The organism is Citrobacter sp. Cm038, from assembly GCF_030333105.1.
Classification (GTDB): Bacteria; Pseudomonadota; Gammaproteobacteria; order Enterobacterales; family Enterobacteriaceae; genus Citrobacter; species Citrobacter murliniae.
Genome location: NZ_JAOWGO010000002.1, coordinates 85074 through 108253 on the forward strand (window position 1 = coordinate 85074; position 23180 = coordinate 108253).

The 23180-nt window shown below is 52.9% G+C and carries 22 protein-coding genes; 8 read left to right on the top strand and 14 right to left on the bottom strand.

Going from position 1 to position 23180, the window contains the following annotated elements; all coding sequences use genetic code 11:
* Positions 1 to 17: 17 nt before the first annotated feature.
* The 4 genes from OGY01_RS00375 to fecE are packed head-to-tail and all read left to right on the top strand — an operon-like array spanning position 18 to position 3636.
* Complete coding sequence (locus tag OGY01_RS00375; protein WP_045449399.1) at positions 18 to 920, top strand: Fe(3+) dicitrate ABC transporter substrate-binding protein FecB; 903 nt, start codon at positions 18 to 20, stop codon at positions 918 to 920.
* Positions 917 to 1915: an iron-dicitrate ABC transporter permease FecC gene (gene fecC, locus OGY01_RS00380; protein ID WP_286492211.1), complete on the top strand. Its 999-nt coding sequence runs from the start codon at positions 917 to 919 to the stop codon at positions 1913 to 1915. Before OGY01_RS00375 ends, fecC begins: the two co-directional genes overlap by 4 nt.
* Positions 1912 to 2868 (top strand): Fe(3+) dicitrate ABC transporter permease subunit FecD, encoded by a 957-nt coding sequence (gene fecD / locus OGY01_RS00385; protein WP_048222434.1) that lies wholly within the window; start codon positions 1912 to 1914, stop codon positions 2866 to 2868. The genes fecC and fecD overlap by 4 nt, the downstream gene beginning before the upstream one ends.
* A complete protein-coding gene (gene fecE, locus OGY01_RS00390; RefSeq protein WP_286492213.1) occupies positions 2869 to 3636 on the top strand; it encodes a Fe(3+) dicitrate ABC transporter ATP-binding protein FecE in 768 nt (255 codons plus the stop codon).
* Positions 3637 to 3733: 97 nt separating this feature from the next.
* Here fecE and ssb1 read toward each other — a convergent pair whose 3' ends face one another.
* On the bottom strand, positions 3734 to 4267 hold the full coding sequence (gene ssb1 / locus OGY01_RS00395; protein ID WP_045438572.1) for a single-stranded DNA-binding protein SSB1: 534 nt from the start codon (positions 4265 to 4267) through the stop codon (positions 3734 to 3736).
* 251 nt (positions 4268 to 4518) lie between these two features.
* Between ssb1 and uvrA the strand changes: the two genes are divergently transcribed.
* Complete coding sequence (uvrA, locus tag OGY01_RS00400) at positions 4519 to 7341, top strand: excinuclease ABC subunit UvrA (protein ID WP_286492216.1); 2823 nt, start codon at positions 4519 to 4521, stop codon at positions 7339 to 7341.
* A gap of 42 nt (positions 7342 to 7383) precedes the next feature.
* Here the strand turns inward: uvrA and OGY01_RS00405 are convergent, their stop codons facing one another.
* From OGY01_RS00405 to dnaB, 5 genes are all read right to left on the bottom strand, one after another.
* The gene (locus OGY01_RS00405; RefSeq protein ID WP_045438566.1) at positions 7384 to 7734 is read right to left on the bottom strand and encodes an MmcQ/YjbR family DNA-binding protein; all 351 of its coding nucleotides are present in this window, start codon (positions 7732 to 7734) and stop codon (positions 7384 to 7386) included.
* A 127-nt stretch (positions 7735 to 7861) separates the two neighbouring features.
* The gene (aphA, locus tag OGY01_RS00410) at positions 7862 to 8575 is read right to left on the bottom strand and encodes an acid phosphatase AphA (RefSeq protein ID WP_048222439.1); all 714 of its coding nucleotides are present in this window, start codon (positions 8573 to 8575) and stop codon (positions 7862 to 7864) included.
* Between the two features lie 247 nt (positions 8576 to 8822).
* Positions 8823 to 10016 carry an aromatic amino acid transaminase gene (tyrB, locus tag OGY01_RS00415; protein ID WP_045438560.1) on the bottom strand — a complete coding sequence of 398 codons (1194 nt, stop codon included), beginning with the start codon at positions 10014 to 10016 and terminating at the stop codon, positions 8823 to 8825.
* Positions 10017 to 10147: 131 nt separating this feature from the next.
* Entirely contained in the window at positions 10148 to 11227 is a 1080-nt protein-coding gene (gene alr / locus OGY01_RS00420) for an alanine racemase (RefSeq protein WP_048222443.1), read from the bottom strand.
* A gap of 151 nt (positions 11228 to 11378) precedes the next feature.
* Positions 11379 to 12794, bottom strand: coding sequence for a replicative DNA helicase (dnaB, locus tag OGY01_RS00425; RefSeq protein WP_045438554.1), 1416 nt, complete (start codon positions 12792 to 12794; stop codon positions 11379 to 11381).
* An 81-nt stretch (positions 12795 to 12875) separates the two neighbouring features.
* Here dnaB and OGY01_RS00430 point away from each other — a divergent pair, with 81 nt between their 5' ends.
* Entirely contained in the window at positions 12876 to 13859 is a 984-nt protein-coding gene (locus OGY01_RS00430) for a quinone oxidoreductase (RefSeq protein ID WP_045438543.1), read from the top strand.
* Between the two features lie 284 nt (positions 13860 to 14143).
* On the opposite strand, the gene pspG is transcribed toward OGY01_RS00430, so the two are convergent.
* The 3 genes from pspG to OGY01_RS00445 form a co-directional block, all read right to left on the bottom strand.
* A complete protein-coding gene (gene pspG, locus OGY01_RS00435; RefSeq protein ID WP_286492217.1) occupies positions 14144 to 14386 on the bottom strand; it encodes an envelope stress response protein PspG in 243 nt (80 codons plus the stop codon).
* Between the two features lie 132 nt (positions 14387 to 14518).
* Complete coding sequence (gene dusA, locus OGY01_RS00440; protein WP_286492218.1) at positions 14519 to 15517, bottom strand: tRNA dihydrouridine(20/20a) synthase DusA; 999 nt, start codon at positions 15515 to 15517, stop codon at positions 14519 to 14521.
* Positions 15518 to 15622: 105 nt separating this feature from the next.
* Positions 15623 to 16111, bottom strand: coding sequence for a cupin domain-containing protein (locus OGY01_RS00445; RefSeq protein WP_286492220.1), 489 nt, complete (start codon positions 16109 to 16111; stop codon positions 15623 to 15625).
* Positions 16112 to 16225: 114 nt separating this feature from the next.
* Between OGY01_RS00445 and zur the strand changes: the two genes are divergently transcribed.
* Positions 16226 to 16744 (top strand): zinc uptake transcriptional repressor Zur, encoded by a 519-nt coding sequence (gene zur / locus OGY01_RS00450; RefSeq protein ID WP_045438532.1) that lies wholly within the window; start codon positions 16226 to 16228, stop codon positions 16742 to 16744.
* 40 nt (positions 16745 to 16784) lie between these two features.
* On the opposite strand, the gene OGY01_RS00455 is transcribed toward zur, so the two are convergent.
* The 4 genes from OGY01_RS00455 to OGY01_RS00470 all read right to left on the bottom strand — a co-directional run bounded on the left by OGY01_RS00455 (position 16785) and on the right by OGY01_RS00470 (position 19658).
* Positions 16785 to 16994, bottom strand: coding sequence for a CsbD family protein (locus OGY01_RS00455; protein ID WP_045438529.1), 210 nt, complete (start codon positions 16992 to 16994; stop codon positions 16785 to 16787).
* Between the two features lie 136 nt (positions 16995 to 17130).
* Positions 17131 to 18450 carry an MATE family efflux transporter DinF gene (gene dinF / locus OGY01_RS00460; RefSeq protein ID WP_200012928.1) on the bottom strand — a complete coding sequence of 440 codons (1320 nt, stop codon included), beginning with the start codon at positions 18448 to 18450 and terminating at the stop codon, positions 17131 to 17133.
* Positions 18451 to 18571: 121 nt separating this feature from the next.
* On the bottom strand, positions 18572 to 19180 hold the full coding sequence (gene lexA / locus OGY01_RS00465; RefSeq protein WP_045438524.1) for a transcriptional repressor LexA: 609 nt from the start codon (positions 19178 to 19180) through the stop codon (positions 18572 to 18574).
* Positions 19181 to 19289: 109 nt separating this feature from the next.
* Complete coding sequence (locus tag OGY01_RS00470; protein ID WP_045438520.1) at positions 19290 to 19658, bottom strand: diacylglycerol kinase; 369 nt, start codon at positions 19656 to 19658, stop codon at positions 19290 to 19292.
* Between the two features lie 171 nt (positions 19659 to 19829).
* Here OGY01_RS00470 and plsB point away from each other — a divergent pair, with 171 nt between their 5' ends.
* A complete protein-coding gene (gene plsB / locus OGY01_RS00475) occupies positions 19830 to 22250 on the top strand; it encodes a glycerol-3-phosphate 1-O-acyltransferase PlsB (protein WP_286492221.1) in 2421 nt (806 codons plus the stop codon).
* 57 nt (positions 22251 to 22307) lie between these two features.
* Here the strand turns inward: plsB and ubiA are convergent, their stop codons facing one another.
* Positions 22308 to 23180, bottom strand: coding sequence for a 4-hydroxybenzoate octaprenyltransferase (ubiA, locus tag OGY01_RS00480; protein ID WP_045438512.1), 873 nt, complete (start codon positions 23178 to 23180; stop codon positions 22308 to 22310).

Consider the following 23180-nt stretch of genomic DNA (forward strand, 5'->3'; position numbering starts at 1 on the left):
CGGCACCGGGAGTACATATGTTGGCATGTTTTCGTTTTCTATTTGCAGGTCTGATGCTGGTAGCCAGCCACACCTTTGCCGCCACGGTTCAGGATGAACATGGCTCTTTTACACTCGACAAAACACCACAGCGGATTGTGGTGCTGGAACTGTCGTTTGCCGATGCGCTGGCCGCGGTGGAGATAAGTCCGGTGGGGATTGCCGATGATGGTGATGCGGGCCGCATTCTTCCGGAGGTTCGCGCGCATCTAAAACCCTGGCAATCTGTCGGTACGCGCGCCCAGCCAAGTCTGGAGGCTATCAGCGCCCTGAAGCCAGACCTGATTATTGCCGACAGCCACCGCCACGCGGGCATCTATAGTGCATTACAGCAGATCGCCCCGGTTCTGTTGCTTAAATCCCGCAACGAAACCTACGCAGAAAATCTGCAATCAGCCGCAATTATCGGGAATATTGTCGGTAAGAAAGAGCAGATGACCGCACGACTGGAACAACATCGCCAGAAGATGGCTCAATGGGCCGAACTTCTCCCGCAAGGGGCCAGCGTGGTATTTGGAACCTCTCGCGAACAGCAGTTCAATCTGCACTCCAGCGAGACCTATACCGGGGGCGTATTAACGACTCTTGGCCTGAACGTCCCCCCAGCAATCGCAGGTGCGCCCATCCCCTCGATAGGCCTTGAACAACTCCTGGCAATCAATCCGTCATGGCTGCTGGTGGCACACTATCGCGAGGAAAGTATCGTTAAACGCTGGCAACAGGACTCATTGTGGCAAATGCTTGATGCGGTGAAAAAACAGCAAATTGCCGCCGTTGACAGTAATGCCTGGGCCAGAATGCGCGGCATTTTTGCTGCCGAGCGCATTGCCAGCGATACGGTAAAGGTCTTTCAGCACCAGTCAGTTGACGATATGAAATGACTTACCCTAAACATCCAGCACTGTTGTGGGGTATTCCCGCTGCGGCGCTTATCGCTATTTTCTGGCTGAGTCTGTTTTACTACTCAGCCATCCCTGTTTCCGGTATGGATGCTTTAGGTGCGTTGATCCCCGGCCATACGCTGACGCTCCCGCAAACGCTGGTCCACAATCTCCGCTTACCCAGAAGCCTGGTCGCGATTCTGGTGGGAGCAAGCCTGGCGCTAGCCGGATCGCTACTGCAAACCCTGACCCATAACCCACTGGCCTCGCCTTCCCTGCTCAGTATCAACAGCGGTGCCGCGCTGGCAATGGCGCTCACCAGCGCCCTCAATCCCACGCCAGTGGCAGGATATCCACTTGCCATCGTCGCAACCTGTGGTGGTGGTATAAGTTGGATGCTGGTCATGATCGCCGGAGGCGGTTTTCGTCATACACAGGAGCGAAACCGGCTGATCCTCGCCGGGATCGCGCTTTCCGCCTTTTGTATGGCATTCACCCGGATCACGCTACTGCTGGCTGAAGATCATACCTGGGGCATTTTTTACTGGCTGGCTGGCGGTGTGTCACATGTTCGCTGGCAGGATTTCTGGCATCTGTTCCCGATTGTGGCGATAGCAACGCCGGCGATCCTGCTGCTGGCAACCCAGCTTAACTTGCTGAATATAGGGGATAGTACCGCCCACACGTTGGGAGTAAATCTGCCGAAATTGCGATTTACCATCAATATTCTGGTACTGGCGTTAGTCGGTGCCTGCGTCAGCGTGGCGGGCCCCGTGGCATTTGTCGGTCTGCTGATGCCACATCTGGCACGATTCTGGATTGGGTACGATCAGCGCAAGGTTCTGCCTATGAGCATGTTGTTGGGTGCTACGTTCATGCTGCTGGCTGACGTTTTGGCCCGCGCCCTGGCCTTTCCTGGTGATTTACCTGCCGGTGCAGTGCTGGCGCTCATCGGCGCACCGTGTTTTGTCTGGCTGGTCAGGAGGCGCGGATGAGAACCTCCCTGGTGATGTTGATTGCGCTGGCTCTGCTGGTATTCGCCTCGCTGTCGCTACAGATGGGGATGATCCCTGTTCCCTGGCGAGCACTGCTGACTGACTGGCGTCCCGACAGCACACACTATTACGTATTGATGGAATACCGTCTGCCAAGACTGATTCTGGCGATATTCGTTGGTGCCGCGTTAGCGGTTTCTGGCGTGCTGGTACAAGGCATTGTACGCAACCCGCTGGCCTCACCGGACATTCTCGGCGTCAACCATGCGGCCAGTCTTGCGGCAGTGAGTGGATTGCTGCTACTGCCCTCGCTGCCAGCAATTTTTCTGCCGCTACTGGCATTTGGCGGCGGCATTGCAGCGTTGTTGCTGCTACGCATACTGGCCGATACCACGCAGCCAATGCGGCTGGCGTTAACAGGCGTGGCGCTTTCCGCCTGCTGGGCGAGCATGACGGATTACCTGATGCTTTCACATCCGCAAGATGTAAACAGTGCTTTGTTGTGGCTCACCGGAAGTTTGTGGGGGCGCGACTGGACGTTTGTAAAAATCGCGGTGCCATTGCTGGCGGTATTTCTTCCCCTTAGCCTGCGTTTTTGCCGCGACCTCGACCTGCTGGCACTGGGCGATGCGCGCGCGGCGACGCTTGGCGTGGCCGTTCCGCGCGTAAAATTTTGCGGGCTAATGCTGGCGGTGGCGATGGCCGCAACCGGAGTAGCCGTTTGTGGACCAATCAGTTTTATTGGTCTGGTGGTGCCACACATGGTGCGCAAAATGACCGGCGGTCGCCATCGCTGGCTGCTGCCAGTTTCCGCGCTAACTGGCGCTTTGCTGTTGCTGGTCGCCGATCTGCTGGCGCGAATTATCCATCCCCCGCTGGAGCTTCCGGCAGGGATACTGACAGCCATCATCGGCGCACCATGTTTTGTCTGGCTGCTTGTGAGAATGCGTTAAATGAAATTACATACCGAAAATCTGACCGTCAACTATGGTACTCGCCAGGTTCTGGACGGACTTACGCTCGCACTGCCGTCAGGGAAAATTACCGCACTACTGGGACCAAACGGCTGCGGAAAATCAACTCTGTTGAACTGCTTTTCGCGTCTGCTCATCCCAACATCGGGTACCGTGATGCTCGACGACCAGCCGATTGACAGCCTGTCATCACGCCAGTTAGCCCAACGTCTGGCGCTGCTACCCCAACATCACCTTACTCCTGAGGGGATCACCGTCCGGGAGTTGGTGAGTTACGGTCGCAGCCCCTGGCTTTCCTTATGGGGACGACTTTCTATCGGAGATCATTCCCGGGTCAACGTTGCAATGGAGAAAACGCAGATGCATGCTCTGGCAGACAGACGTTTAACCGAGCTGTCTGGCGGTCAGCGCCAGCGAGCATTTCTGGCCATGATGCTGGCGCAGGACACTCCTGTCGTGTTGCTTGATGAGCCGACGACCTGGCTGGATATTAATCATCAGGTCGAACTAATGCGGTTGATGGACGAGCTCAAGGCGCAGGGAAAAACGGTAGTGACGGTACTGCACGATCTGAATCAGGCGAGCCGCTATTGCGATCACCTCGTCGTGCTGGCAAATGGTCGCGTGACGGCGCAGGGAACACCAGAAGCGGTAATGCAGCCGGAAATGCTAAAAAGAGTGTTTAGCGTGGAAGCAGAGATCCACCCGGAGCCAATATCAGGAAGGCCGATGTGCGTGGTGGTGTAATACTTTCAAGGGCAGAGATTTGGGATTGCAATCGAGCCGGACATTTTACGTTTCCCGAAACAAAAAAGGCCCTTTACGGGCCTTTTTAGCAGAATGCTTAGAACGGGATGTCGTCGTCAAAGTCCATCGGCGGTTCGTTAGACGGTGCTGCCGGAGCTGACTGCTGCGGACGAGACTGAGCACCGCCGCTAAACTGATTGCCACCCTGCGGCTGTTGAGGCTGACCCCAACCACCCTGCTGACCACCACCCGCGTTACCACCAGCAGGAGCGCCACCGCCCTGACGGCCACCCAGCATTTGCATGGTACCGCCTACGTTTACAACCACTTCAGTGGTGTACTTTTCTACGCCAGACTGATCGGTCCATTTGCGGGTACGCAGCTGACCTTCGATGTAGACCTGAGAACCTTTACGCAGATATTCGCTGGCAACTTCTGCCAGTTTGCCAAACAGCACAACGCGGTGCCATTCAGTCTGCTCTTTCATCTCACCGGTCGCTTTATCACGCCAGGATTCGGAAGTAGCCAGCGTAATGTTGGCAACTGCGCCACCATTCGGCATATAGCGTACTTCCGGGTCCTGGCCCAGATTACCGACGAGAATCACCTTGTTTACGCCTCTGCTGGCCATGATCGTGTCTCCTGAAAAACGTTTCTTAATAAGTGTAAGCGCGGGATTGTAGCATTTCCAATAGCGCTTTTACTACGTTGGGAGGTCGATTCCAGTAAACAACCTCAGCCAGACATTGTTGCACAGACACCTGCGTTTTGCATTCCAATACTGTATATCCATTCAGGTTAGGTTGTGTCATAATTAACCGTTTGTGATCGCCGGTAGCACCATGCAGCCAGGCAAAAAAGCGTTTAATCCGGGAAAGATGAATGGATAAGATCGAAGTTCGGGGCGCCCGCACCCATAATCTCAAAAACATCAACCTCGTCATCCCGCGCGACAAGCTGATTGTCGTCACCGGGCTTTCGGGCTCAGGCAAATCCTCGCTTGCTTTCGACACGTTATATGCCGAAGGGCAGCGTCGTTACGTTGAATCCCTTTCCGCGTACGCGCGTCAGTTTCTGTCGCTGATGGAAAAACCGGATGTCGACCACATTGAGGGGCTGTCTCCTGCCATCTCAATTGAACAAAAATCGACATCCCACAACCCGCGATCCACGGTAGGCACCATTACCGAAATTCACGACTATCTGCGCCTGCTGTTTGCCCGCGTCGGTGAACCGCGCTGCCCGGACCACGACGTCCCACTGGCAGCACAAACCGTTAGCCAGATGGTTGATAATGTCCTGTCGCAGCCGGAAGGCAAGCGTCTGATGCTGCTGGCACCAGTAATTAAAGAGCGTAAAGGTGAGCACACCAAAACGCTGGAAAATCTGGCAGGCCAGGGTTATATCCGTGCGCGAATTGACGGTGAGGTGTGCGACCTTTCCGATCCACCTAAGCTGGAGTTGCAGAAGAAACACACCATCGAAGTGGTGATTGATCGTTTCAAAGTGCGCGACGACCTCTCTCAGCGTCTGGCGGAATCTTTTGAGACCGCGCTGGAGCTTTCCGGCGGCACAGCGATAGTTGCCGATATGGACAACCCAAAAGCGGAAGAGTTGCTCTTCTCCGCCAACTTTGCCTGTCCGATTTGCGGCTACAGCATGCGCGAACTGGAACCGCGCCTGTTCTCGTTCAACAACCCGGCTGGTGCGTGTCCAACCTGTGACGGTCTCGGCGTACAGCAGTATTTCGATCCCGATCGGGTGATTCAGAACCCTGAACTGTCGCTGGCAGGCGGGGCTATTCGCGGATGGGACCGCCGTAACTTCTACTACTTTCAGATGCTCAAGTCGCTGGCGGAACACTACAAGTTTGATGTGGAAGCGCCATGGGCCAGCCTGAATCCTGCCGTTCACAAAGTGGTCTTATACGGTTCCGGCAAAGAAAACATTGAATTCAAATATATGAACGATCGCGGCGATACATCGGTACGCCGCCATCCGTTCGAAGGCGTATTGCACAATATGGAACGTCGCTATAAAGAGACGGAATCCAGTGCGGTACGTGAAGAACTCGCAAAATTCATCAGCAACCGGCCTTGTGCCAGCTGTGAAGGAACACGTTTATGTCGTGAAGCACGCCATGTATTCGTTGAGAACACACCGCTGCCCGCCATTTCCGACATGAGCATCGGCCATGCGATGGACTTTTTCAACAATCTCAAACTCGCGGGCCAGCGGGCGAAGATCGCAGAGAAAATCCTCAAAGAGATTGGCGACCGTCTCAAGTTCCTGGTTAACGTCGGTCTGAACTACCTGACGCTGTCCCGTTCAGCCGAAACGCTCTCCGGTGGCGAAGCCCAGCGCATCCGTCTGGCAAGCCAGATCGGCGCAGGCCTGGTGGGCGTAATGTACGTGCTGGATGAACCGTCCATCGGTCTGCACCAGCGCGATAACGAACGCCTGTTAGGTACGCTTATCCATCTGCGCAATCTGGGTAATACCGTGATAGTGGTGGAACACGATGAAGACGCTATTCGCGCCGCCGATCACGTTATTGATATCGGTCCTGGCGCCGGTGTCCACGGTGGACAGGTGGTCGCGGAAGGAACGCTGGACGACATCATGGCAGTACCTGAGTCACTGACCGGCCAGTACATGAGTGGCAAGCGCAAGATTGAAGTGCCGAAACAGCGCGTTGCGGCCGATCCAGAAAAAGTGCTGAAGTTAACCGGTGCACGCGGCAACAACCTGAAAGATGTCACCCTGACGCTGCCAGTTGGCCTGTTCACGTGTATTACCGGTGTTTCCGGTTCGGGTAAATCGACGCTGATTAACGACACGCTGTTCCCGATTGCCCAGACCCAGCTTAATGGCGCAACACTGGCGGAACCCGCGCCGTATCGCGATATTCAGGGACTGGAACATTTCGACAAAGTTATCGATATTGACCAAAGCCCGATTGGTCGTACGCCGCGTTCTAACCCGGCGACCTATACTGGCGTGTTTACGCCCGTGCGCGAACTGTTTGCTGGCGTACCGGAATCACGCGCGCGCGGCTATACGCCGGGTCGCTTTAGCTTTAACGTGCGCGGTGGACGCTGCGAAGCCTGCCAGGGCGACGGCGTAATCAAAGTCGAAATGCACTTCCTGCCGGATATCTACGTGCCGTGCGACCAGTGCAAAGGCAAGCGCTATAACCGTGAAACGCTGGAGATTAAGTACAAGGGCAAGACCATCCACGAAGTGCTGGATATGACTATCGAAGAAGCCCGCGAGTTCTTTGATGCCGTTCCAGCGCTGGCGCGTAAGCTGCAAACGTTGATGGACGTTGGTTTGACCTACATTCGTCTGGGTCAGTCCGCGACAACGCTCTCCGGTGGTGAGGCGCAGCGCGTGAAACTGGCACGCGAGCTGTCAAAACGCGGAACCGGCCAGACGTTGTATATTCTGGATGAGCCGACCACAGGTCTGCATTTTGCAGATATTCAGCAGTTACTGGACGTACTGCACCAGCTCAGAGATCAGGGCAACACCATCGTAGTCATTGAGCATAACCTGGACGTGATTAAAACCGCGGACTGGATTGTGGACCTCGGACCGGAAGGCGGGAGCGGCGGCGGCGAAATCCTCGTCTCCGGTACGCCAGAAACGGTTGCCGAGTGTGAAGCTTCGCACACGGCCCGATTCCTCAAACCCATGCTGTAATTGCGCGAATGCCGCTTCTTGAATCATCAGGGAGCGGCAAATTTACGCCAGCAGTTTGCGCTTATCTTCCGGCAGCGTGTTTACGGCCTGTTGCCAGGAGGCATCGACCAGATAGTAAATCTGAGAATCCGGTAACGAGCCATCCAGATATACCGTGCTCCAGTGCGCTTTATTCAGATGTCTGCTTGGCCTTACGTCACTATGCTGCTGACGTAATAACTCTGCCAGTTCAGGGCTGGTTTTCAGAGACACCGCCGGGCGACCTTCCACCTCTTTTACCATGGCAAAAAGCACATCTTCGACTTTAATTTGTGTGGCTTTCCAGTCACTGTGGACGCTCTGCTCCGCACCTGTTTTTGCCATGCAGTATTGCAGCAACTCCGAATTCGTCATTTTTATTCCCCTTACCAGCATATCGCCTGATGAGAACATCTTTTACTCAGTGTGCAGCAAGTCAGCGAAAGGTAAAAGCCAGTAACGCAAATTTGTTTAAAAAAACAGCAATCGAAAAAGCGACGCCTTAGTACTCGGAGTTCACGATCACCTCTTCACCAAACCCTCCAGCCTGTGGCAACGGTTTATAGGTGGAGTTAGAAGCACGTAAAATGCGAATACCGCGAATACCGACCTCACGGGCCGCAGTGATGTCATTGTCGGAATCGCCGTAATACATACGGATGTTTTTATCCTGCAACCACTGCGTTTTGGTGTTCTGTCCGGGTTTGTCACCCGCGAAGATAACCGGATTCATATTGGCGGGTGGAATATGGAAGTTGTCGGACAGCGTTTTAGAAACCGTTTCGGTTTTGGTCTGGCTACGCCCGGTCACAAAAAAGATGCTGTCGCCGCGACGCACGTGCATATCAATAAGCTGTCGCGCCACTTCTTTCGGGATACTGAACTCATCCCAGCCATTATTCATTTTCTCCCAGAAGGCCGGATTCTTCAGGTAATCCTCGCTGTCCGGGGAGTACGTTTTTTTGCCACGCCAGAATCCCGGGCTGGAAAAGAGAACCGTATCATCAATATCAAATCCGACAGCCATCGGCGGACGACCAGTCAGACTATTTTCAATTTGTGCGACAGAAACCCAATGAATAGGAGCCTGCTCAGCAAGTTTTGCAACGTTAGTGCCTGGATTAAGCTGAGAGGGAGAAGAAACTAAAGCCTGGGCGGAATGGTTTAACGTGAACAATAAACAAACGGCACTCAGTGCCAAAGAAATCTTGCGCATATTTTTCCCTAATTAGTCAGTTAGTTATGATTTTTTTATTAACAACTGGTCAAAAAGCTATCTGACCTTACCCCCTGAGGGGGGGGGAAAGGAAGGGCTTTATCTGGTTTTGTTACAGAAAAAGAGAACGATCACATATGAATAGAGGCATGTCACGTAGGCCAGATAAGGTATTTACGCTACCGTCTGGCACACAAAACCTGATGGTGTTGCCATTATCTGACCTACGTGTTTCGGTAAAAAAATATTACATTACAGCAGCAAACGCCTTCGCCACGCGCTGAACGTTACTGTGGTTCAGACCGGCCACACACATACGACCGCTGGCAATCAGGTAAACACCAAACTCATCACGCAGACGATCAACCTGGGCTGCGCTCAGTCCGGTATAGCTGAACATACCGCGCTGTTGCAGCAGATAATCAAAATCGCGACCAGGGATCTCAGTATTAAGAACGTTGACCAGTTCCTGACGCATCGCCTGGATACGGGTACGCATACCCTCTACTTCAGCCAGCCAACTGGCTCTGAGCTCATCATCCCCCAGTACGGCAGCAACAACCTGAGCACCAAAGTTCGGCGGACTGGAATAGTTACGACGAACGGTGGCTTTTAACTGTCCCAGTACGCGACTTGCCGTCTCAGCATCTTCACAGACAACGGAAAGCCCGCCGACACGCTCGCCATACAGTGAGAAAATTTTTGAGAACGAATTGCCGACCAGAGCAGGCAATCCGGCGCTGGCAATAGCACGGATCGCGTAGGCATCATCATCCATTCCGGCGCCAAAACCTTGATAGGCAATATCCAGAAACGGGATCAGGTCGCGTGCTTTCAGTATCTCGATGACCGTATCCCACTGAGCATGAGTCAGATCTGCACCGGTTGGGTTATGACAGCACGGATGCAGCAGCACAATGCTGCGCGCCGGTAAGGTATTGAGCGTGGCTAGCAGATCGTTGAAACGCACACCATTGGTTGTATTGTCATACCAAGGGTAAGTACTGACTTCGAACCCGGCGCCTTCAAAAATTGCGATATGGTTTTCCCACGTCGGATCGCTGACCCACACGCCAGAATCAGGAAAATAGCGTTTCAGGAAATCAGCGCCCACTTTTAGCGCGCCCGATCCCCCCATCGTCTGAATCGTCGCTACACGCTGTTGCTGGAGAATCGGGTGTTCTGCGCCAAACAGCAGTTTTCCGATAGTATGGCGATAGCTATTCAACCCTTCCATTGGCAGGTACAGGGAAGCACCATGTGGCTTAGCATTAAGCCGCGCTTCCGCTTCAACTACGGCTTTAAGCTCAGGAATAATCCCGTCTTCGTTGTAATACAGGCCGATACTGAGGTTCACTTTGTCGCTACGTGAATCTTCTTGGAAACGCTCCATGAGCGATAAAATCGGGTCGCCAGCGTAGGCGTCAACTTTTTGGAACACGCGATGGTTCTCCAGGTTTACAGGCAGGGGATAAAGACACAATAAACCGGAAGTGAGAGAAGATCGAGAGGATGTTGAGGGGAATATTGCCGGATGGCGGCGGAACCGCCTTATCCGGCTTATAACCAAATTTAGTCCACGTACTTCATCGCTACTCTTGACGTCAGGCGCGTGATAAGTTCGTAAGCACTTACTTTTGTCATTTCAGCAATACGCTCAACCGGCAGGCCATCACCCCACAGGATCACCGGGTCGCCAGCTTTATCCTGCGCATCAGGGCCTAAATCAACGCAAATCATATCCATCGCAACGCGCCCGACTATCGGCACTTCCCGACCATTAACCAGTACTGGCGTACCAGAAGGAGCCGCACGCGGATAACCGTCTCCATACCCCATCGCCACGACGCCCAGACGCGTGTCGCGCTCACTGAGCCACGTTCCGCCGTAACCAACAGGTTCTCCTGCTTTATGTTCGCGTACCGCAATCAGGCTGGAGGTGAGTGACATCACCGGCTTGCAGCCGAAATCTGCACCTGTGGAGTGATTTTCCAACGGTGATACGCCATACAGAATTAACCCCGGACGCGCCCAGTCGAAGTGAGACTGTGGCCACAACAGGATGCCGCCAGAAGCGGCGATAGAACGCTGGCCCGGCTTGCCTTCACAGAAGCTATTGAAGATATCGAGCTGCTTTTCGGTTGCACCGCACTCGGGTTCATCTGCACGAGCAAAGTGGCTAACAATATTGACCGGCTGACGCACGTTTTCACACTGCGTTAAACGCTGATAAAAGGCCTCGGCCTGCTCAGGGCGTACGCCCAGACGGTGCATTCCGGTGTCGAGCTTCATCCATACAGTGACCGGTTCAGCCAGTTCTGCCGCTTCCAGGGCATCAAGTTGTTCCTGGTTGTGCACGGCGGTATGCAGACGCTGTGCGGAGATAGTCGGCAGATCGGCTGCATCGAAAAAACCCTCCAGCAGCAGGATGGGTTGCGTGATCCCTCCCGCGCGCAGCCGCAGGGCTTCTTCAAGACGAGCGACACCAAAAGCGTCCGCATCGGGGAGCGTTCGCGCGGTCTCTAACAGACCGTGTCCGTAAGCGTTCGCTTTCACGACCGCAACCAGTTTGCTGGCAGGCGCCAGTTCACGCAGACGTTGCAGGTTGTGTCGCAGAGCGCGGCGGTTAATGACTACAGTTGCCGCTTGCATTTGTGTTCCTTGAATTATGTGTCTGGAATTTGGTGTTATTGGTGCAGCGAGTTTGGGTGCGGCAAACGCTCAGCCACCAGAGCGTACTAAAGTACGTGGGGATGACGAGCACTCCCCAATCCTTAAATCGCAAACAAAATGGCCAAATTATTTACTCATCATCGTATTGTGGTCCGGCATAGTTATCAAAGCGTGACCACTGGCCGTTAAACGTCAGACGTACCGTGCCGATAGGACCGTTACGCTGCTTACCAATAATAATTTCTGCGATCCCTTTCAGATCGCTGTTCTCGTGATAAACCTCATCACGATAGATAAACATGATTAAGTCGGCGTCCTGCTCGATGGAGCCTGATTCACGCAAATCCGAGTTGACCGGGCGTTTGTCGGCGCGTTGTTCCAGAGAACGGTTAAGCTGCGACAATGCCACCACCGGCACATGTAGTTCTTTTGCTAACGCTTTCAGTGAGCGAGAAATTTCAGCAATTTCCAGCGTACGGTTGTCGGAAAGCGACGGCACGCGCATAAGCTGAAGGTAGTCGATCATGATAAGCCCGATACCGCCGTGCTCACGAGCGATACGGCGCGCGCGCGAACGCACTTCCGTCGGCGTCAGACCGGAGGAATCATCAATATAGATGTTTCGTTTCTCCAGCAAAATACCCATTGTTCCGGAAATTCGCGCCCAGTCTTCATCATCCAGTTGACCAGTACGAATTTTGGTCTGATCCACGCGCGAAAGCGAGGCCAGGGAACGCATCATAATCTGCTCAGAGGGCATCTCAAGAGAAAAGATGAGTACGGGCTTATCTTGTAACATCGCTGCGTTTTCGACGAGGTTCATCGCAAATGTCGTTTTACCCATCGATGGACGCGCCGCGACGATGATCAGATCTGACGGCTGCAAACCTGCAGTCTTTTTATTGAGATCGTCATAACCGGTATTCACCCCGGTGACGCCATCATGCGGTTGCTGGAACAACTGTTCTATACGCGCGACGGTCGCATCCAGCACATCGGCGATGTTTTTCGGACCTTCGTCTTTATTGGCGCGGCTTTCAGCGATTTTAAAGACGCGAGATTCCGCCAGATCGAGCAGGTCTTCACTGGAGCGCCCCTGCGGATCGAAACCCGCGTCGGCTATTTCATGGGCGACAGAAATCATATCGCGAACTACGGCACGTTCGCGGACAATATCGGCATACGCGCTAATGTTCGCCGCACTTGGCGTATTTTTAGATAACTCAGCCAGGTAAGCAAAACCGCCGACGCTGTCCAGTTGTCCCTGAACTTCCAGCGACTCTGCCAGTGTAATCAGATCGATGGGTTTTCCCATCTCCTGCAGGCGGTGCATTTCTGTGAAGATATGCCGATGTGGTCGGGTGTAAAAATCCTCCGCAACCACGCGCTCGGCCACATCGTCCCAGCGTTCGTTATCCAGCATTAAACCGCCCAACACCGACTGTTCCGCTTCAATCGAGTGCGGCGGCACTTTCAGTCCCGCAACCTGCGGATCGCGGTCACGAGCATCAGTCTGTTGTTTGTTGAAGGGTTTATTTCCTGCCATAGTGAATGGAGTTACCGAGATAAAGAATGGGTCGAAAGATTACCATATAAGTAGACCCTTACGATACGTTCTGGAGGATACATGGCAACACGTATTGAATTTCATAAGCACGGCGGGCCTGATGTTCTGAAGGCTGTGGAGTTTGCGCCCGTTGACCCGGCGGAACATGAAATCCAGGTCGAAAACAAAGCGATTGGCATCAATTATATTGATACTTACATCCGTAGCGGGCTTTATCCGCCGCCATCATTACCCAGTGGTCTGGGCACCGAGGCTGCTGGCGTAGTCAGCAAAGTCGGCAGCGGTGTGAAGCACATTAAAACCGGCGATCGGGTCGTCTATGCTCAGTCCGTACTCGGCGCTTACAGTTCAGTGCATAACGTTCCAGCTGATAAAGTCGCCATTCTGCCCAATGCCATTTCGTTTGAGCAGGCTGCCGCCTCCTTCCTGAAAGGGCTTACCGTTTTTTATCTGTTACGCAAAACCTATGAAATCCAGCCTGGCGAACCGTTTTTGTTCCATGCTGCGGCAGGGGGGGTCGGTCTGATTGCCTGTCAGTGGGCAAAAGCATTGGGTGCAAAACTGATTGGTACCGTCGGCAACGCGCAAAAAGCGCAAATTGCCTTGCAGGCCGGAGCATGGCAGGTGATTAACTACCGTGAAGAAAGCATTGTCGAGCGCGTTAAAGAGATAACTGGCGGTAAAAAAGTTCGGGTGGTTTACGATTCGGTAGGGAAAGATACCTGGGAAGCTTCGCTGGATTGTCTGCAGCGCCGGGGACTGATGGTAAGTTTCGGTAACGCTTCCGGACCAGTGACTGGCGTAAACTTAGGTATTCTGAATCAGAAAGGCTCGTTATATGTGACGCGCCCTTCTCTTCAGGGTTACATCACCAACCACAATGAGTTAGCCGAAGCCAGCAATGAGCTTTTTTCGCTGATTGCCAGCGGGGTTATCAAGGTTGATGTGGCAGAGAGTCAGAAGTATGCCCTGAAAGATGCGCAACGCGCGCATGAAGTCCTGGAAAGCCGGGCGACGCAGGGTTCAAGTCTTCTGATCCCTTAATTTCTACCGTTCCTAATTCATTTCAGTAGCAGGAAAAAAAACGATACGTTACTGAAGCTTGTGTCCGGGGTCAGTGAAAACAGCCAGCACACCAGCGGTTTGAATGATGGCGGGAATACAAAGAAATTGGGCTTCCCGCAGGAAGCCCTTTCTTTTTTTAGTTCGGCTGTATGTAGGGTACAGCTCGATGAATTCGTTAACGGCGTAATAGTGACAGATTTGATTATCAATTCCTATTTGGTTCTAAAGGCAAAGTTGCATGTTGTGACGAACCACTCAATACCTTAGTAAAACCGACGGTTATTGCGCTGATACTGTGGGACTTTTGGCGCTTTTATCGCCTTGATAACCCATACCACAACAATGGCCAGTAACAACCAGGGCAACAATTTAATCATTAACGCAAACAAGCCACCCAAAAACATCACTGCGGTAGCCACCATCAATGCAGCCAGCACACCCAGCAGTGATACACCGGTGACCATCAGCATGATAAAAAAGCCAACGACAAAAAGTAGTTCCAGCATGGTGCTCTCCCGAAATGAAAACTCTCCAGAGTCTTACAAAAAGCATGCCAAAATTATTTTATTGATTTATAAAGAAAACGCCCCGCGACATATCGCAGGGCATGGTGAAATTGACTAACTTTTGGCGAGAAATTAACGCTTGTCGGCCACCAGCTTTAACGCATGTTCCAGGACGTTAATATCAGCACCTGCTTTATGCGCATTTTCGCTCAGGTAACGGCGCCACTGACGTGCCCCAGGGATCCCCTGAAACAAGCCGAGCATATGGCGGGTAACATGACCAAGATAGGTTCCCTTGCTCAGTTCACGCTCAATATACGGATACATTGCGCGCACTACGGCAACAGGATCGGCATCGGTGGTAGTTACAGCAAAAATTTCGCGGTCCACAGAGGCCAGCATACCAGGATTTTGATAGGCTTCACGCCCTACCATCACACCATCCATATGTTGAAGATGCGTTTTTGCATCGAGCAGCGATTTAATACCACCGTTGATCGACATGGTCAGGTGTGGAAAGTCACGCTTCAACTGATAGACACGTTCATAATCCAACGGTGGGATCTCACGGTTTTCTTTCGGGCTTAGCCCGGAAAGCCAGGCCTTACGCGCGTGGATGATAAACATCTCACACTCGCCTTTACCGGAGACCGTATTGATGAAATCACACAGGAATTCGTAGCTATCCTGGTCATCAATGCCGATACGAGTTTTGACCGTTACCGGAATTGACACCACATCACGCATCGCTTTGACGCAATCGGCAACCAGCTGTGCGTTCCCCATCAAACAGGCACCGAACATGCCATTCTGGACACGATCGGAAGGGCAACCCACATTGAGGTTAATTTCGTTGTAGCCACGTTCTTCAGCCAGCTTCGCGCATTGCGCCAGCGCTGCCGGGTCGCTCCCCCCTAACTGGAGCGCGACCGGATGCTCCTCTTCGCTATACGCCAGATAGTCGCCTTTCCCATGAATAATTGCCCCGGTGGTCACCATCTCCGTATAGAGCAACGTTTGGCTGGACAGTAAGCGCAAAAAGTAGCGGCAGTGTCTGTCCGTCCAGTCGAGCATCGGCGCGATAGAAAAACGATGAGCAGGAAAAGCAGTAGGCTGAGATTCAGGCAGCATGGCGAATAATTAAGCATCCGGTTAAAAAGGGGCGCTACTATAGCATAGACCGTTACGATAGTGAGCCACATCGTCGCGGGAACTCACGCCCCTGCCGAGACAAGGCTATTTCCGTCCCGGTTTCCCGTCATGCGGGCCAAAAAATTGCGGGGGATGATCAACCCAGCGATCCTCGCGCGTTGCAGCATAGACCGGATTGAGGGGGTAATAGATACGATTAAACTTTTTGTTTGCTTCACCCACCACTAACAGACGCACCTCTTCACTGGTGTTATTGATAAAGGTGTGACACACGCCGGTTCCTGCTGGAAAGCCCACGCTGTCGCCGGGCTCCAGTTTCCATAAATAGCCATTAATCCAGGCCTCAGGGTAACCTTCCAGCACATAGATAAATTCTTCTTCATCACTTTCTGCATGAGGATATGAAGTACGACGTCCTGGTGGCAGTCGTTCATGATGAATACCGAGCCGCCCTAATCCCAGCTTGCGGGCAAGCGGTGCGCCAATAGAAAAAAGTTCATTGCTGCCAGGATAAGTGGAGTCATCAGCTCCCTCTACTTCACGCCAGTGGCGAATACAATCAGGTCTTTTCATTTTTATTTTCCAGTATTGCGATGCGTCAGGTATAGCACACGGTGGGGATCTCGGTGTTTTGAGCAGAATATGATAAAGTAAGGGATTAACCTTCCATGCAAATCGAGGCGTCAAATGGAAAAAACCACCACGCAGGAGTTATTGGCCCAGGCTGAAAAACTCTGTGCGCAACGTAACGTGCGGCTGACACCACAACGCCTCGAAGTGCTGCGCCTGATGAGCCTGCAACAAGGCGCGATTAGCGCTTATGATCTGCTTGATCTGTTACGGGAAACCGAACCACAGGCCAAACCGCCTACCGTTTATCGCGCTCTCGATTTTCTGCTTGAACAAGGTTTCGTGCACAAGGTGGAATCCACCAACAGCTACGTGCTTTGTCATCTGTTCGATCAGCCGACCCACAGCTCAGCAATGTTCATTTGTGACCGCTGTGGTGTGGTTAAAGAAGAGTGTGCTGAAGGCGTGGAAGACATCATGCATACATTGGCCGCCAGGATGGGCTTTGCACTACGTCATAACGTGATTGAAGCCCACGGCCTCTGTCCGGCATGTGTGGAAGTTGAATCGTGCCGCCATCCAGGCGACTGTCAGCATGATCATACGATTCAGGTGAAGAAGAAAGTTGGGCGATAAAAGAGCGTACATCCTTGTACTCTCAGGAGGGAGGGATTAATTACCAGCGGTAATCGTTGCGTTTTTCCCAATCTTTAACTTCTTTCTCCGCCTGATCTTTCGCGTAACCGTAACGTTCCTGGACTTTACCCACCAGTTGGTCGCGTTTACCTTCAATGACCGTCATATCATCATCGGTCAGTTTGCCCCATTGCTCTTTCACTTTACCTTTGAACTGCTTCCAGTTACCGCCGACTTCGTCTTTATTCATCATCAAGTCCTCATCGTTAGGTTGTGAATAGCGAGAGTGCTATATCCAGACATGTTATGTTTTCGCTGGACGTGAGATTAAGTGTAGTCAGTGATTCCAGGAATTATTAACTATTCAGAATTTTTAACCATCTGGGTCAGGCGAACCAGGTACCATTACGCCAGTGACGCCGCCAGATGAAGGCCAGTGAGAGCCCGCGCAGCGCGAGGAAAACGGTTAACGCCAGCCATAAACCGTGGTTTCCCAACAGTGGTAAAGCAAATAACGTTAATGCAAATCCCGCGGCAGCGACGGCCATACTGTTACGCATTTCTGCCGCTCGCGTCGCACCAATAAACATGCCGTCCAGCAGGTAACACCAGACGCCCACCAGCGGCAAAATCACCTGCCAGATAAGATAACGATCGGCCAGTAGTTGAATCTGGGGCAGAGAGGTTAGCAGCGCAATAATCTGTTCACCGAACAGGGCGTATATCAGGGAAAACAGAATTGCCACAATACCCGACTGCCTACATGCCGCCCTCCAGACATCCAGTAACTGACCGCCATCGCGCGCGCCATAAGCCTGACCAGAATGAGCTTCGACGGCGTAGGCAAACCCGTCCAGCGCATAAGCTGTAAACGTCAGCAGAGTCATCAGGACGGCATTTACCGCAATGATGTCACCACCAAGGCGCGCGCCGAGTACCGTAATGGCGCCAAAACAGAGTTGTAGCAACAGCGAACGCAGCATAATGTCGCGGTTAAGCGCCAGCAGACGGCGAAAATTGCCGCGCCATGCAAGCTTCAGCATCGCAAGCGAGACACCACGCAAATGGAGAACCTTGCGCACCATCAGAAGACCAATCAGCAATGTGGCATATTCGGCAATCACAGTTGCCAGTGCAGCGCCTTGCACGTTCATATGCAAGCCCATCACCAGCCATAAATCGAGCACAATGTTGAGAATATTACCAACAATGAGCAGGATAACCGGCGCACGGGCATACTGGACGCCCAGCAACCAGCCCAGCAGCACCAGGTTTGCCAGAGAGGCTGGCGCGCTGAGCCAACGAATTTCAAGGAAGCGCCGGGCTTGCTCCAGTACCGCCTCACTGCCACCAACTATATGCAGCGCCAGATCGATAATTGGCGTCCTGAACAGGGCAATCGCAGCCCCTGCTCCCAGCGCCAGGATCAACGGTTGCACCAGCGCGCGAGCCAGTGCCTGCGGATCTTTCGCGCCAAATGCCTGGGCCGTCAGCCCAGTGGTGCTCATGCGTAAAAAGAGCAACAGCATAAAGAGAAAACTGGTCGCCGTTGCGCCAACGGCTACGCCGCCAAGATAGACCGGACTCTCCAGATGACCAATCACTGCGGTGTCCACCAGCCCCAGCAGGGGGACAGTGATATTGGAGAAGATCATCGGTAGGGCAAGGAGCCAAAGTGCTTTGTCGGAAGAGGTAAAGAAAGGCATGCAGAAAGCCTGAGAAGGAGTTAAACGGATAATATTGTTTTTCGTAGACCCGGTAAGCGTGGCGCTACCGGACCAGAGTGATGCCGGATGACGGCGTAAACGCCTTATCCGGCCTACTTAATTACAGCCACTCACCGTTACGAATGACGCCGACCGCCAGCCCTTCAATAGTGAAGTTTTGCTCGCGCAGGTCAACTACGATAGGCTTGAATTCGCTGTTTTCTGGCAGAAGTTCGACCTTGTTGCCCTGTTTTTTCAGGCGCTTAACCGTAACTTCATCGTCAATGCGTGCAACAACCACCTGGCCATTACGCACGTCCTGAGTTTTATGTACGGCCAGTAAATCACCGTCCATAATCCCGATATCTTTCATCGACATTCCGCTGACGCGCAGTAAAAAATCGGCACTGGGTTTAAACAGTGAAGGATCAACCTGATAATGGCCTTCAATATGCTGCTGTGCCAGAAGAGGCTCACCCGCCGCAACACGGCCGACAAGTGGTAATCCCTCTTCTTCTTCCTGCAACAGACGAATTCCACGCGATGCGCCAGAAACAATTTCCAGCACACCTTTACGTGCCAGCGCTTTAAGGTGTTCTTCAGCTGCGTTTGGGGAACGGAACCCCAAACGCTGCGCGATCTCCGCACGCGTCGGTGGCATACCTGTCTGGCTGATGTGATCCCGAATGAGATCAAACACCTCTTGCTGCCTGGCCGTTAACGCTTTCATTCCGCCCCCTGGGTGTATATACAGTTATGCTGTGAGTATATACAGCTAAAGGCGATTTTGGAACCGCAAACTGCACAAAAAACAGGAGATTTATGAAGTTGTGGAATGCTTATCGAAAATGCGACCACAACAAGATGCCCCAGGTGATCAAGGCAACAAAAATAGAAAGTAGTACCGCCGCCGATCCCATATCTTTCGCCCGGCCAGAGAGTTCGTGATACTCAGAGCCGATACGGTCGACCACCGCCTCAATAGCGCTATTAAGAATTTCAACAATCATCACCAGCATCACTGAGCCAATCAGCAGCACACGGGTAATCGCATCAACATCCAGCCAGCAAGCAATCGCGACGCCCAGCAGTACGGCAACACTTTCCTGGCGAAACGCCGCTTCATTAATCCATGCGGCACGAAAACCTTTCCACGAATAGCCTGCTGCCTTGATAATTCGAGTGAACCCAGTGGTATTATTAGCCATCAAAAGAACCTTTTTACATTATTAGCGTCAATGTCATTGTACCGTTACCCTATTTACTTCAGGGCTGATGCAAAGCAGCGCGAAGTATGACGGGATACACCAGAAATTCACTAAACTTTCTGATATCCTTGCAGCGCATTTGCATTATTAACCAGAGGCTTTACATCGTTTATGTCCGGCTGGCCAAGAATTTACTACAAATTACTGAATTTACCATTAAGTGTGCTGGTAAAAAGCAAGTCTATTCCGGCGGATCCTGCTCCGGAATTGGGGCTCGACACTTCGCGTCCCATTATGTACGTCTTGCCGTACAACTCAAAAGCGGACTTGCTAACGCTGCGTGCTCAATGCCTGGTTCACGATCTCCCCGACCCCCTGGAGCAGTTGGAAATCGACGGGACTCTCCTGCCGCGCTACGTGTTTATTCACGGCGGCCCGCGTGTCTTCACTTATTACACGCCTAAAGAAGAGTCTATCAAGCTGTTCCATAACTATCTCGACCTTCATCGCAGCAATCCTGACCTGGATGTGCAGATGGTGCCGGTATCGGTGATGTTTGGCCGCGCTCCCGGACGCGAAAAAGGCGAAGTGAATCCGCCTCTGCGCATGCTGAATGGCGTACAGAAATTCTTTGCCGTTTCGTGGCTGGGTCGCGACAGTTTTGTTCGCTTCTCTCCGTCGGTGTCCCTGCGTCGCATGGCTGACGAACACGGCACAGATAAAACCATTGCACAGAAACTGGCGCGCGTGGCGCGTATGCACTTTGCCCGCCAACGTTTAGCTGCAGTTGGTCCGCGTCTTCCTGCCCGCCAGGATCTGTTTAATAAGCTGTTGGCCTCAAAAGCTATCGCCCGCGCGGTAGAAGATGAAGCACGCAGTAAAAAAATCTCCCACGAAAAAGCGCAGCAAAATGCCATCGCGCTGATGGAAGAAATTGCCGCAAACTTCTCCTATGAGATGATCCGCCTGACGGACCGTATTCTGGGGTTCACATGGAACCGGCTGTACCAGGGGATTAACGTTCATAATGCAGAACGTGTGCGCCAGTTGGCGCACGACGGACATGAAATCGTCTATGTGCCATGCCATCGCAGCCATATGGACTACATGCTGCTGTCGTACGTTCTGTATCACCAGGGCTTGGTTCCTCCGCACATTGCAGCTGGAATCAACCTGAACTTCTGGCCGGCAGGCCCGATCTTCCGCCGTCTGGGTGCATTCTTTATTCGCCGCACCTTTAAGGGCAATAAACTTTACTCCACCGTATTCCGCGAATACCTGGGCGAACTGTTCAGCCGTGGCTACTCGGTTGAGTACTTTGTCGAAGGTGGGCGCTCACGTACAGGCCGTCTGCTAGACCCGAAAACCGGCACGCTGTCCATGACCATTCAGGCGATGCTGCGCGGCGGTACGCGTCCGATCACACTGGTGCCTATCTACATTGGCTACGAGCATGTGATGGAAGTGGGAACATACGCAAAAGAGCTGCGTGGTGCGACGAAAGAGAAAGAGAGCCTGCCACAAATGCTGCGCGGCTTAAGCAAGCTGCGTAACCTGGGCCAGGGCTACGTTAACTTTGGCGAACCGATGCCATTGATGACTTACCTGAACCAACATGTTCCGGAATGGCGCGAATCTATCGATCCTATCGAGTCTATTCGCCCGGCCTGGCTGACGCCGACAGTGAATAACATCGCCGCCGATCTGATGGTTCGTATTAACAACGCAGGCGCGGCCAACGCCATGAACCTGTGTTGTACCGCGCTACTGGCATCCCGCCAGCGATCTCTGACCCGTGAGCAGTTAACCGAACAACTTGATTGCTACCTGAGCTTGCTGCGCAACGTGCCGTATGCTGCGGATTCGACGGTTCCCGCGCAAAGCGCCAGTGAACTGATCGACCACGCTTTGCAGATGAACAAGTTTGAGGTCGAGAAAGATACCATCGGCGACATCATCATTCTGCCGCGCGAGCAGGCTGTACTGATGACTTACTACCGCAACAACATTGCGCACATGCTGGTTCTGCCTTCATTGATGGCGGCGATTGTGACTCAGCATCGTCGTATTTCACGTGAGGCACTACAGCAGCATATTGAAGCACTGTACCCGATGCTGAAAGCTGAGCTGTTCCTGCGCTGGGAACGTGACGAGCTTGCAGGAGTGATCGACGCACTGGCCAGCGAAATGCAGCGTCAGGGTTTAATCACCATGCAGAACGATGAGCTGCATATCAATCCGGCACACTCCCGCACGCTACAGTTGCTGGCGGCAGGTGCTCGTGAAACCCTGCAACGCTATGCCATTACCTTCTGGCTGCTGAGTGCAAACCCATCCATCAACCGCAGCACACTGGAGAAAGAGAGCCGTACCGTGGCTCAGCGTCTTTCCGTACTGCACGGTATTAACGCCCCTGAATTCTTCGATAAGGCGGTGTTCAGCTCTCTGGTGCTGACTCTGCGTGACGAGGGATACATCAGCGATACCGGTGATGCCGAGCCGGAAGAAACGATGAAGATCTATCAGATGCTGGCCGAACTGGTCACGTCCGATGTACGTCTGACCATCGAGAGCGCAACGCAGGGCGAGTAAGCATAAAAAAACCGGTCGAAAAAATGACCGGTTTTTCTTTTGTCGCCTCACCTAAAATCAAAGGTGCCAGTAACTCATTGCCAGCCCCAAAAACAGCACCAGACCGACATAGTTGTTATTCATAAACGCTTTAAAACAGGCATCCCGTTCGCGATTGACGATCAATTTCTGCTGATACACAAACAGCGCGCCCGCCACCAGCAGAGACCAGTAATAGCCCAGACCCAGCCCGTTCAGCCAGCCAATCAACGCCATCAATACCAGTACGCCAACCTGCAGAATACCAATAATCAGCTTATCGTTTTGGCCGAACAGGATCGCGGTCGATTTAATACCAATCTTCAGGTCATCATCCCGGTCAACCATCGCGTACTGTGTATCATACGCTACCGCCCAGAGAATATTGGCAAGGAACATCAGCCAGCAACTCAGCGGAACAGATTCGCTCACGGCAGCGAACGCCATTGGGATAGACCAGCCAAATGCAGCGCCCAGAACCACCTGTGGCAAATGCGTATAGCGCTTCATGAAGGGATATACCCACGCCAGTGCTAACGCAGCGACAGACAACAAAATTGTCATCGTGTTTAGCGTCAGTACCAGCAGGAACGCAAGCAACACCAGTACCACAAACAACGTTCGGGCTTCTTTCTCTGTCACCGCACCACTTGGCAGCGGCCGGTTCGCGGTGCGTTTGACATGCCCGTCAAATTTGCGGTCAGCATAATCATTCACCACGCATCCGGCGGCGCGCATTAACCAAACGCCAGCGACAAAAACCGCCAGGATCCATAATTGCGGTACCCCAGGGGTCGCCACCCACAGCGCCCACAGGGTCGGCCAGAGCAGCAGTAAGGCGCCGATTGGCTTATCCGTACGCATCAAGCGGTGAAACGCCAGTAGCTTATTCTGCGTCAGACTCCACTCCAT